This is a genomic window from Pseudooceanicola nanhaiensis, assembly GCF_020171315.1.
GTDB classification, from domain to species: Bacteria; Pseudomonadota; Alphaproteobacteria; order Rhodobacterales; family Rhodobacteraceae; genus Pseudooceanicola; species Pseudooceanicola nanhaiensis_A.
Genome location: NZ_JAIUZP010000005.1, coordinates 379,119 through 391,104, shown reverse-complemented (window position 1 = coordinate 391,104; position 11,986 = coordinate 379,119). Strand labels below are relative to the sequence as shown.

The window sequence follows — 11,986 nt, the reverse complement described above, 5'->3', positions numbered from 1 at the left end:
CAATAGCAACCGACTGGTGAAAATCCATGCCCCTCGATCTCGTCACCGTGCCCTGCCTTTCGGACAACTACGCTTACCTGCTGCATGACCCGGAAAGCGGCGAGACGGCGCTGATCGACATTCCCGAGGCCGCGCCGATTCTGGCAGAGCTCGAGGCGCGCGGCTGGACGCTCGATCAGATCTGGATCACGCACCACCACGACGATCACGTGCAGGGGCTGGCCGAGGTGCTGATGGCCCATCCGGCCAAGGTCTATGGCGGGCGTGGCGATGCGCACCGCCTGCCCGATCTCGATTTCGACCTGGCCGAAGGGGACAAGCTGGTGCTGGGCGGCGAAAGCGGCGAGGTGTTCGATGTCTCGGGCCACACCATCGGCCATCTGGCCTTCTACTTCCCGGACAGCGGCATCGTCTTCACCGCCGACAGCCTGATGGCGCTCGGCTGTGGACGCATGTTCGAAGGCAACCCCGAGATGTTCTATGCCAGCCTTCAGAAACTGGCCGCCCTGCCCGGCGAGACAATCGTGTGTTCGGGCCACGAATACACCACCTCGAACGGCAAGTTTGCGCTAACCATTGAACCCGGCAACGCAGCGCTTATATCGCGTGTCGAACAGGTCGCCGCAGCCCGCGCCGACGCCCTCCCAACCGTGCCGAGCCTCCTCAGTGAGGAGCTGGCCACCAACCCCTTCCTCCGAGTCGATCAGCCCGAGGTTCAGGCCGCCGTCGGTCTGCCCGGAGGGGATCCGGTCGCCGTCTTCGCCGCCGTGCGCAAGGCCAAGGACAATTTCTGACCCTTATCCCGTTGCCGCAAACTCACGCGGCGTTGCAGCAAAATCCGAAATGTGAACGGGAGATCACAGAAAACCCTTGAAGCGCGGCGAAACTCGACCAAACTTTAACACTATGAGGCCATGGTGGGACCGGGGCCCGCACCCCGCTCCAGAACGCAGTTGAAAGGAGCATCAGAGTGCCTTCATTCTCGACGACGCTTGAACAGGCAATTCACGCGGCACTGGCGCTTGCCAATGCGCGCCGACACGAATTCGCAACGCTCGAACATCTGCTTCTGGCGCTGATCGATGAACCCGATGCCGTAAAGGTTATGAAAGCCTGCTCGGTCGACACCGAGGACCTCCGCAAGACGCTTGTGGAGTTCATCGAGGACGATCTCTCGAACCTCGTGACCGATGTTGACGGCTCGGAAGCGGTCCCCACCGCGGCCTTCCAGCGCGTGATCCAGCGCGCGGCCATCCACGTGCAAAGCTCCGGCCGGACCGAAGTGACGGGGGCCAACGTCCTCGTCGCGATCTTCGCCGAACGGGAATCCAACGCCGCCTACTTCCTGCAGGAGCAGGACATGACGCGCTACGACGCGGTGAACTTCATCGCTCATGGCGTGGCCAAGGATCCGGCCTACGGCGAAAGCCGCCCGGTCACCGGCTCGACCGACGAGGACAGCGAGAGCACCAGTTCCTCCAGCTCCTCCACCGCCGAGCAATCTGACGGGAAGGAGAGCGCCCTGTCGAAGTATTGCGTGGACCTGAACGCCAAGGCCCGGATCGGCGATGTCGACCCGCTCATCGGGCGCGAGTCCGAGGTGGAGCGCTGCATCCAGGTCCTCTGCCGCCGGCGCAAGAACAACCCGCTCCTCGTGGGCGATCCCGGCGTCGGCAAGACCGCCATCGCCGAGGGCCTCGCACGCAAGATCGTGGCGGGCGAAACGCCGGACGTGCTGGAAAACACCACCATCTTCTCGCTCGACATGGGCGCGCTGCTGGCCGGCACCCGCTACCGCGGCGATTTCGAGGAACGGCTGAAGGCCGTGGTGACCGAGCTTGAGGAACATCCCGACGCGGTGCTCTTCATCGACGAGATCCACACGGTCATCGGTGCCGGTGCCACCTCTGGCGGGGCCATGGATGCCTCGAACCTGCTGAAGCCCGCGCTTCAGGGCGGCAAGCTGCGCTGCATGGGCTCCACCACCTACAAGGAGTTCCGCCAGCACTTCGAAAAGGACCGCGCCCTGTCGCGCCGGTTCCAGAAGATCGACGTGAGCGAGCCTTCGGTCGAGGATACGGTGAAAATCCTGCAGGGCCTCAAGCCCTACTTCGAGGATCACCACAACATCCGCTACACCGCCGAGGCGATCAAGACCGCCGTGGAACTCTCCGCGCGCTACATCAATGACCGCAAACTGCCCGACAAGGCCATCGACGTCATCGACGAGGCCGGCGCGGCGCAGCATCTGGTCACCGAAAGCAAGCGGCGCAAGACCATCGGTCCCCGGGAGATTGAGGCCGTCGTGGCCAAGATCGCCCGCATCCCGCCGAAGAACGTCTCCAAGGACGATGCAGAGGTGCTGAAGGATCTGGAGGGCACGCTGAAGCGCGTGGTCTTTGGTCAGGACAACGCCATCGAGGCGCTTGCCTCGGCGATCAAGCTGGCCCGTGCCGGCCTGCGCGAGCCGGAAAAGCCCATCGGCAACTACCTCTTCGCCGGCCCGACCGGTGTGGGTAAGACCGAGGTGGCGAAACAGCTGGCGGATACGCTGGGTGTGGAACTGCTGCGCTTCGACATGTCCGAGTACATGGAGAAACACGCCGTCTCGCGCCTGATCGGTGCGCCTCCGGGCTATGTCGGCTTCGACCAGGGCGGCCTTCTGACCGACGGCGTCGACCAGCACCCGCATTGCGTGCTCCTGCTCGACGAGATGGAAAAGGCCCACCCGGATGTCTACAACATCTTGCTGCAGGTGATGGACCACGGCCGCCTGACCGACCACAACGGTCGCACGGTGGACTTCCGTAACGTGATCCTGATCATGACCTCGAACGCGGGTGCCGCGGAACAGGCCAAATCGGCCATCGGCTTCGGCCGCGACCGTCGCGAGGGTGAAGACACCGCCGCGATCGAGCGGACCTTCACGCCGGAATTCCGCAACCGTCTGGACGCGGTCATCAGCTTCGCGCCGCTGCCGAAGGAAACCATCCTGCAGGTGGTCGAGAAGTTCGTGCTGCAACTGGAAGCCCAGCTTCTGGACCGCGGCGTGACCATCGAACTGACCCGCCCGGCGGCCGAATGGCTGGCCGACAAGGGCTACGACGACAAGATGGGCGCCCGTCCGCTGGGCCGCGTCATCCAGGAGTACATCAAGAAGCCGCTGGCCGAGGAACTGCTCTTCGGCAAGCTGGCCAAGGGTGGCCTGGTCCGTGTCGCCGTGAAGAACGGCGAGATCGACCTGCAGATCCAGGGGCCGGGCAATCCGCGCCTCTCGGGCAACAAGCCGCCGCTCCTGACGGCAGAATGAGACTGGACAGGGCCCTCGCGGCCCTGCCCCTCTTCGGATTTCTCTCCGCCGCCGGTCCTTCGGCGGCGGAACCGTCTCTGACCCTCTACGCGGACTGTACGCTGGGCGAGACCTGCTATTTCCAGCAATATGTCGACCACGACCCGGGCCCGGAGGCCGAGGATTTCACCTGCGGCGCGCTCAGCTACGACGGGCACAAGGGCACCGACCTCGCCGTGCCGTCGCTGGCCGCGATGATGGCGGGCGTCGATGTCATCGCCGCCGCCCCCGGTCGCGTGATCGGCACCCGCGACGGTGTCGAGGACCGCATCATGCCGCCCGAAGGCGACGACCGCCCTGCCTGTGGCAACGGTGTCGCCATCGACCATGGCGAGGGCTGGGTCACCCAGTATTGCCACATGCGCCGCGGGTCTATCCGGGTCCGCACCGGAGATGTGCTGGAACGGGGCGCGCTGCTTGGACAGGTCGGACTGTCCGGCCGGACCCAGTTCCCCCATGTCCATATGTCGGTGCGCCGCGGGGACGAGGTGATCGACCCCTTCGCCGTGGGTGGCGGATGTGGCACGCCCGGGCGCTCGCTCTGGGCCGAAACCCCCGCCTATCTCCCGACCGGGCTCATCGCGCTCGGCTTTTCCGATGGCCTGCCCTCCTTCGACGACATCAAGTCCGGCGCCGCCTCCGAGGTGCAGCCGGGGCGCGATGCCGGAGCGCTGGTCCTCTGGGCTTATGCCTATGGCTCCAAGCCGGGCGACGGCCTCCGCTTCCACATCGAGGGGCCGGAGGGCGCCCTGCTCGACAACGACGTGGCGCTCGAAAAACAGCAGATCCTCTACTACCAAGCCGCCGGCAAACGCCTGAAGGCCCCCCTGCCCGCGGGCACCTATCGGGGTGAGGTGACGCTGACGCGCGAGGGGCTGGCGCCCGTGACGCGCACGATCACCATGACGGTGGCGCAGTAGGCGCCTGCCCCCGTTACTTCTCGGTAAACTTCAACTCGATCCGGCGGTTCAGGGCGCGGGCCTCTTCGCTGTTGCCCGCGGCGATCGGCTGGTATTCCCCGAACCCGTTGGCCGAGAGCCGCTCCGGCGGGAAGCCGAGGCTCCGCGACATGAAGCGCACCACGGAGAGCGCCCGCGCCTGGCTAAGCTCCCAGTTGTCACGGAACTCGCCCTGGCCCGACAGCGGCACGTTGTCGGTATGGCCATCCACCTGCAGCACCCAGTCGATGCCTGCGGGGATGTCGCCGGAAATATCGCTCAGCACCTGCGTGATCCGGGCGATCTGATCCTCGCCATCCGGTGACAGCGTGGCCGCGCCGGGGGCAAAGAGCACCTCGGAGGAGAAGACGAAACGGTCGCCCACGATGCGCACGCCGTCGAGGCCCGAGAGCACCTCGCGCATCCGCCCGAAGAATTCGGAGCGGTAGTTTTCAAGCTGCTGCTTCTCGGCCTCAAGGCGCTTGCGCTCCGCCTCTTCGAGGGCGAGGCGCTTCTTGGTCTCTGCCGCCGCCCGCGCAAGGGCCGCGTTCAGCTCGTTGCCGAGCGAGGTCATCTCGACCTGCGCCGCCTCGTCGCGGTCCTTGGCGTCGTCCAGCAGCGCCTGAAGGCTGGCGAGCTGCGAGCGCAGCGCCGTGACCTGCTGGTTCAGCAAGGCCGCCCGCCGCGCGGATTCGGCAGAACGCGCCTCTTCCTGCGACAACGCCTCGTTCGCCTGCTTCAGCAGGATATCCCGCTGCTCCGCCGCGCTCAGCCGGTCCTGCGCCTGCTGCTCGGCCTTCAGCTTGGCCGCGAGGGCGGCGGCCAGCTGCTGCTCCACCTCATCGCGATCCATCGCATCGGCTTCAGCCGCATTCCGGGCCGCGATCATGGCGGCCAGCTGCTGTTCGAGGTCGGCCTGTTTCGCGGCGCTGTCGGATTGCGCCTGTTCGGCATCGGACACCTGCGCCTGAAGCGCCGCGATCCGGGCCTCCAGCGCCGATACGCGCCCCTGCCCCTCTTCGAGCGCCCCGCGGGCGGAGGCGAGGTCCTGCTCCAGCGCCTGCTTGTCCGCCTCCAGCGCGGCATTTGCATCCTGCGCATCGAGCGCGGCGGTCAGACGATCCTGCAAGCCGTCGCGTTCGTCCCGCGCGCCGGAGAGCGCGGCTTCGAGGGCAGCCACACGGGCCTCCAGCGCGACCAGCGAGGCCTCGGCCTGACTGCGGGCGTCCCGGGCGGTGGCCAGCTCCGTCTCGCGGGCGGCAAGGTCAGCGCGCAGTTGCGGCAGGCTATCCTGATCCACCAGCGCGGCGGCCAGTTTCAGCGCGAGGTCTTCCCGCGCGGCGCGGGCGGCGGCCAGCAGGGTCAGCGTGTCCTCGGCCTTCTTGCGCTGTTCCTCCAGCGCAAGGGTCATCGCGGTCAGCTCGTCCTCGGAGTTCGCCAGCCTCTCGCGCAGGGCCTGCGCGGCGGCGGCCTCGGCGAGCCGGGCCTTCTCCTCGTCACTCAGCTGCGCTTGCAGGCTGTCGACCTGCGTGGACAGCGCGGCCTGCTGCTCTTCGCCCTCGGCGTTCTGGCGGCGCAGATCGGCGACGAGCGCATCAAGCGCATCGCTACGGGCGGCGGCAAGGCGGGCGGCCTCGGCCTGCGCGTCGGTTTCGCTGCGGGCCTGTGCGAGGGCGAGGTTCAGCGCCTCCTGCTCCGAGAGCAGCTGATCGCGGGCCGTTTCCAGCTCTTCCTGCGTGGCGCGCAGGTCGGCGATGGTGCTTTCGCTGCGGCTCTGCTGGTTCAGCAGCGCGGCCACCTGTGCCTCGAAAGCGGTGATCTTGGTCTGTGCCTCGTCGAGGGCGGTGACCTGCGCGTCGCGCTCCTGCGTCAACGAGGCGATCAGCGCCTGTTGCGAGGCGACCTGATCCTGCGCGGTGGACAGCGTGGCGTTCAGCTGCCCCAGTTCCCCCTGAAGCCGGTCGCTGCGGTCGCGCTCCAGCCCGAGGGCGCGGGAGAGTTCAGCCACCTGCGAGGACAGCTCATCCAGTTCGCTTTCCTGCCCCGAGATCGTCTCGCGCAGGGTGAATTGCACCACCATGAAGATGGTCAGCACGAACATCAGCACCAGCAGCAGCCCCGTCATGGCGTCGACGAAGCCGGGCCAGATCGAGGATTGGAAGCGGTTGCCGGTGCGGCGCGAGAGCGCCATGGGTCAGCCCTCCTGCCCGGTGGATTTCTTCACCTGGCCGCCCAGACGGCGCGTGCCCGGCTGGCCGGTGGCGCTTTGCGCCACGACACGGGACAGGGCCGCGATATCGGTGCGCAGCTCGGACATGGTTTCCTGACGCCCCGCGGAAATCTCTTCGAGGATGCGCAGCATCTGCACGTCGATCGAGCGCAGGCGCATCCGGCTTTCGGCGTCGATCCCCTCGCCCGCCTCGCTGCGGTTGAAGCGCTCGATCAGCTTCTCCTGCCCTTCGGCCACACGCAGCAGCGCGGTCTGGGTCGGGTTCTGATCGCCCAGACGATAGGCAAGACGTTCCACCGCATCGGCGAGGTTGGCCAGCTTCTCGTCCAGCATGGCGCGGTTCGCGTCGGTGGCGGCGTTCATCTCCACCAGCGCCTGCATGTTCTCGACCATCTGGTCCATGGCGGTGGCGAGGATGGAATGATCGGTCTGCCCGTCACCGTCGCCCCCGGCAAAACCGACGCGGGTGATCGAGGACAGCCATTCCTCCAGCTCGCGGTAAAAACGGTTCTGGCCATGCCCGGCGAAGAGCTCCAGCAGGCCCACGACCAGCGAGAAGGCGAGGCCCAGCAGCGAGGAGGAGAAGGCCGTGCCCATGCCGCCCAGCTGGGCTTCGAGCCCAGTCATCAGGCGGTTGAACACCTCGACGCCGCTGTCGCCTTCCTGCGGCGCGAGGCTTCGGATGGTGTCGACCACGGCGGGCACGGTGGTGGCGAGGCCATAGAACGTCCCCAGCAGGCCGAGGAAGATCAGCACGTTCACCACGTAGCGGGTGATCTCGCGCTGTTCCTCGATCCGGGTCACGACGGATTCGAGGATCGACGTCGAGGAGGAGGAGGAGATCTGCATCCGCTTGCTGCGCGAGCGCAGCAGCGTGGCCAGCGGTGCCAGCAGGCGCGGCGCCTGCACGCCTTCCGCTTCCAGCCGGTCCGAGGCGAAGGCCTCGATCCAGCGGACGGAGGAGACGAGCTGTGCCACCTGCCAGAAGCAGGAGAAGACGCCCACCACGAAGACGAAGCCGATCAGCCCGTTCAGGTAGGGGTTCGACAGGAACACCGGCAGGACCCGCGGTGCGATGAAGAAGGCGACGACGCCCGTCAGCCCCAGAACGATCAGCATCAGCAGGATCTGGCGGACGGGTTGGGAAAACTGCGGCTCTGCCTCGCGGGCGGGCTGGTCCATGCGGACAGCTCCTGACTTTGATTTCGTGCTGATTCTAGAGATCTCGCAGGATCAAGCCAAGGAGTTATCCCTTAAACTCCGGACACGTTTCGCAAGATAGGTCAGGTCTGTGTCCTCAATGCCCAGTTCGGCCAGATGATCTGCCGTATTGGTGAGGTATTCGTGGTTCGGCCCGCGCCCGCCATGGGCATAGGCGATGATCTCGGCCTGCTCCTCCAGCGCGAGGGCGCAGTATTGCACATGGGCCGGATCGATCACGTAGGTCACCGCCTGCACCTCGCGGCCATCGGCCAGACGCACCTGCTGCCATGTCTCGAGATAGGCGGAGGAGACCAGTTCCCGCTCGCGCAGGTAGGCCAGAACGTGGGCGCGTTCGGGCTCCGCCACGCAGAAGGCAACGCCATGGCATTCCGCATCCGCCACCTCGTCCAGCGCCAGCACGAGGCCCGGGTCCTCGGGCGTGCCGCGGTGGTGGATGGAGCGCATGCAGAAGCTGCGGGCCCAGCCCGGCAGGGTGGCGATGGCGGTTTCGACGGGTGTGAAGCCGGGGTTCCAGATGAGCGATCCGTAACCGAAGACCCACATCGGGCCGTCTGTCTCTGGCGTGTCGTGCATGGGGCCCTATAAACACCTCAATGGGCCCGATTTGAAGGGGTCGTGGAGAGGGAACGCCATGAAACGCGCATTGAGCCTGCTGATTATCCTGATCTTCGCGGCCGCCGCCGCGTGGGGCGGCTACTGGTACTGGGGTGCCAGCAAGCTGCGCGGCGCCTTCGAGACATGGTTCACCGAAAGGCAGGCCGACGGCTGGCAGGCGCAATATGCCGATTTCACGTTGCAGGGCTTCCCGAACCGGTTCGATTCGACGTGGAGCGGGCTGAAGCTGGGCGATCCCGACACCGGCTGGTCGGTGGAGATGCCGCTCTTCCAGATCCTCATGCTCTCCTACAAGCCGCAGCACGTCATCGCGGTGACGGATCGTTCCTTCCTGCTGGACACGCCGGTGGACAGCTACGTCATCACCAACGAGGACCTGCGCGCCAGCCTGATCACCGATGCCAGCCCCACGCTGGAGCTGCAGCGCGCCACGGTCATCGGCAAGGGCATGGACATTGCCCGCGCCACCCGCAGCGATCCGCTGCACGCGGATGAGCTGCGCCTCGGGGTCGAGCGGGTGGCAGACCCCGCGACCTACCACCTCGGCCTTGCGGCCACGGCGCTGACCCCGCCCGAAGGCTGGCGCAACCGGATTTCCGAGGGGCTGGCCCTGCCGGACGCGCTCTCTGACGTGCGAATGGACATGACGGCGAGTTTCAACCGCCCGTGGAACATCCACGCCCTCGACGACAGCCGCCCGCAACCCCGCCGGCTGGAGCTGAAGACCGCCCGCGCGCAATGGGGCGAGATGGCGATCGAGGCGACCGGCACGGTGGATGTGGATGACGAGGGCACGCCCGAGGGCGAGGTCTCGGTCAAGGCCGAGCACTGGCGCGAGATGCTGCAGATGGCCGTCAGCTCGGACGCGCTGAACGCGGATGTGGCCAAGGCCATCGAACAGGGGCTGACCCTGCTGGCGGGCTTCTCGGGCAACCGCAATTCGCTGAACGTTACGCTGACGTTCACCGGGGGGATGATGCGACTGGGGCCGATCCCCATCGGACCGGCCCCCCGTCTCATTCTGCGCTGATCGCCGCGCTTATCCGTCCTGACGGATGCGGGCGTTGGTGGGATCGTAGGGGCTGTCCTCCACGATCTCGGCGTCCCAGAGCTGGTCGAACATCTTGACCTTCAGCTTCTGGCCGACCACGGCCAGATCGGGGCTGACGTAGCCCATGCCGATCGACTTGCCGAAGGCCACCGAGTAGCCGCCCGAGGTCAGACGACCGACCTTGGTGCCATCCACATAGAGCGCCTCGCGGCCCCAGGGATCCGCATCCTCGGGCCCGTCGATCAGGACGGTGACGCATTTCGCGCGGATGCCCAGCTTCTCCATCGCCTCCTTGCCGTGGAACTCCTTGGACAGGTCGATGAAGCGCGGCAGGTCGGCCTCGGCCGGGGTCGCGTCGCGGCCCAGTTCGGTGCCGAAGGCGCGATAGCTCTTCTCCTGCCGCAGCCAGTTCTGGGCGCGCGCGCCCACCAGCTTCATCCCCAGCGGCTTGCCCGCCTCTTCGAGCAGGTCGAAGAGGTAGTTCTGCATCTCGATCGGGTGGTGCAGTTCCCAGCCCAGCTCGCCGGTATAGGCCACGCGGATCGCGTTGACCGGGCACATGCCCAGTTCGATCGGACGGGCCGACAGCCAGGGGAAGCGCTTGTTGGAGAGGGCGGTTTCCGGATCGGCGTCCTTGATCACGGCCTTCAGCAGGTCACGCGATTTCGGACCAGCGACAGCGAAGACACCCCACTGCGTGGTGACATCCTGGATCTCGATGTAGCCGAACTCCTCCGCCTTGTCCTCGGCGGCCTTGCGCAGGAAATCGGCGTCATAGGCCGTCCATGCCCCCGCGGAGACGAGGTAGTATTCATGCTCCTTCATGCGGACGATGGTGTATTCCGTGCGGGTGGTCCCGGCGGCGGTCAGGGCGTAGGTCAGGTTGATCCGGCCGACCTTGGGCAGCTTGTTGCAGGTGAACCAGTCGAGGAAGGCCGTCGCGCCGGGGCCCTTGACCACGTGCTTGGTGAAGGCCGTCGCATCGACAAGACCGACGCCCTCACGGATCGCCTTGGCCTCTTCCACGGCATATTGCCACCAGCCGCCACGGCGGAAGGAGCGCGCGGCGTGATCGTCAAAGCCTTCGGGCGCGAAGTAGTTGGGACGATCCCAGCCGTTCACCTGGCCGAATTGCGCGCCGCGCGCCTTCTGGCGGTCATAGGCGGGCGAGGTGCGCAGGCCACGGGCCGCTTCGCGCTCTTCGTCCGGGTGGTGCAGGATGAAGACGTGCTCGTAGGCTTCCTCGTTCTTCTTCACCGCGTATTCGGTGGTCATCCAGCTGCCGTAGCGCTTGGGGTCGAGGCTGGCCATGTCGATCTCGGCCTCCCCTTCCACCATCATCTGCGCAAGGTAGTGGCCGGTGCCGCCCGCGGCGGTGATCCCGAAGGAGAAGCCTTCGGCCAGCCACATGTTGCGCAGGCCCGGCGCCGGGCCGACCAGCGGGTTGCCATCCGGCGTGTAGCAGATCGGGCCGTTGAAATCGTCCTTCAGGCCCACCGTCTCGGAAGAGGGCAGACGATGGATCATCGACATGTACTCTTCCTCGATCCGCTCAAGGTCGAGCGGGAAGAGGTCAGCGCGGAAGCTGTCGGGCACGCCGTACTGGAAGCGGGCGGGTGCGCCACGCTCATAGGGGCCGAGGATCCAGCCGCCGCGCTCTTCGCGGACGTACCACTTGGCGTCGGCATCGCGCAGCACCGGGTGCTCTGCCCCGCCGTTGGCGCGGAACTCGACCAGCGCGGGATCGGGCTCGGTCACGATGAACTGGTGCTCGACGGGGATCGCGGGGATCTTGATGCCCAGCATCTTGGCGGTGCGCTGCGCGTGGTTGCCCGTCGCCGTGACGACGTGTTCGGCATAGACCACGGCGGTCTCTTCGGTCGGCACGAGGTTGCCGCCCCGCTCACCCATCTTGGTGCAGGTGACCTTCCACTCGGAGCCGGTCCATTCGTAGGCATCCACCTGCCACTTGCGCTCGATCGTCACGCCGCGCTGCCGGGCGCCCTTGGCCATCGCCATGGTGACGTCGGCCGGGTTGATGTAGCCATCGGTCGGGTGGAAGATCGCGCCCTTCAGGCCGTCGATGTTCACCAGCGGCCAACGCTCCTTGATCTGCGCCGGGCTCATCCACTCGTAGGGCACGCCCGCGGTTTCGGCGGTCGAGGCATAGAGCATGTATTCGTCCATCCGGTCCTGCGTCTGCGCCATGCGCAGGTTGCCGACGATGGAGAAGCCGGCGTTCAGGCCGGTCTCGGCCTCCAGCGACTTGTAGAACTCGACCGAGTACTTGTGGATGTGGGTCGTGGCATAGCTCATGTTGAAGAGCGGCAGCAGACCCGCGGCATGCCAGGTCGAGCCGGAGGTCAGCTCGTCCCGCTCCAGCAGGACCACGTCGGACCAGCCGGCCTTGGCAAGGTGATAAGCGATCGCCGTCCCGACGGCACCACCGCCGACGACAAGGGCTTTGACATGGGTTTTCATGGCGCGAGGGACTCCTAGAACTGGACGCGGATCCAGCGATAGCAGGCCAGCGGATTCCCGCAGTGCCCAGCCGACGCAAATCGTCTCATTTGCGACGT

Annotated in this window: 8 protein-coding genes; 4 read left to right on the top strand and 4 right to left on the bottom strand. The window is 66.5% G+C overall.

The window, feature by feature from the left end; translation table 11 throughout:
* Positions 1-26 precede the first annotated feature (26 nt).
* The 3 genes from gloB (at position 27) to LCM32_RS09475 (ending at position 4,269) form a co-directional block, all read left to right on the top strand.
* Positions 27-794, top strand: a complete 768-nt coding sequence (gene gloB / locus LCM32_RS09485) for a hydroxyacylglutathione hydrolase (protein ID WP_224820804.1) — start codon at positions 27-29, stop codon at positions 792-794.
* Between the two features lie 176 nt (positions 795-970).
* Positions 971-3,310, top strand: a complete 2,340-nt coding sequence (gene clpA / locus LCM32_RS09480; RefSeq protein WP_224820803.1) for an ATP-dependent Clp protease ATP-binding subunit ClpA — start codon at positions 971-973, stop codon at positions 3,308-3,310.
* Entirely contained in the window at positions 3,307-4,269 is a 963-nt protein-coding gene (locus tag LCM32_RS09475; RefSeq protein WP_224820802.1) for a M23 family metallopeptidase, read from the top strand. The genes clpA and LCM32_RS09475 overlap by 4 nt, the downstream gene beginning before the upstream one ends.
* A gap of 13 nt (positions 4,270-4,282) precedes the next feature.
* Here the strand turns inward: LCM32_RS09475 and LCM32_RS09470 are convergent, their stop codons facing one another.
* From LCM32_RS09470 to LCM32_RS09460, 3 genes are read right to left on the bottom strand one after another with little or no spacing between them, the layout of a single operon-like run.
* Positions 4,283-6,478 carry a peptidoglycan -binding protein gene (locus tag LCM32_RS09470; RefSeq protein ID WP_224820801.1) on the bottom strand — a complete coding sequence of 732 codons (2,196 nt, stop codon included), beginning with the start codon at positions 6,476-6,478 and terminating at the stop codon, positions 4,283-4,285.
* A 3-nt stretch (positions 6,479-6,481) separates the two neighbouring features.
* Positions 6,482-7,699: a biopolymer transporter ExbB gene (locus LCM32_RS09465; protein WP_224820800.1), complete on the bottom strand. Its 1,218-nt coding sequence runs from the start codon at positions 7,697-7,699 to the stop codon at positions 6,482-6,484.
* 51 nt (positions 7,700-7,750) lie between these two features.
* Positions 7,751-8,314 (bottom strand): gamma-glutamylcyclotransferase, encoded by a 564-nt coding sequence (locus tag LCM32_RS09460; RefSeq protein ID WP_224820799.1) that lies wholly within the window; start codon positions 8,312-8,314, stop codon positions 7,751-7,753.
* Between the two features lie 58 nt (positions 8,315-8,372).
* Here LCM32_RS09460 and LCM32_RS09455 point away from each other — a divergent pair, with 58 nt between their 5' ends.
* Positions 8,373-9,386, top strand: coding sequence for a DUF2125 domain-containing protein (locus tag LCM32_RS09455; RefSeq protein WP_224820798.1), 1,014 nt, complete (start codon positions 8,373-8,375; stop codon positions 9,384-9,386).
* Between the two features lie 9 nt (positions 9,387-9,395).
* On the opposite strand, the gene LCM32_RS09450 is transcribed toward LCM32_RS09455, so the two are convergent.
* Positions 9,396-11,888 (bottom strand): GcvT family protein, encoded by a 2,493-nt coding sequence (locus LCM32_RS09450; RefSeq protein WP_224820797.1) that lies wholly within the window; start codon positions 11,886-11,888, stop codon positions 9,396-9,398.
* Positions 11,889-11,986 lie beyond the last annotated feature (98 nt).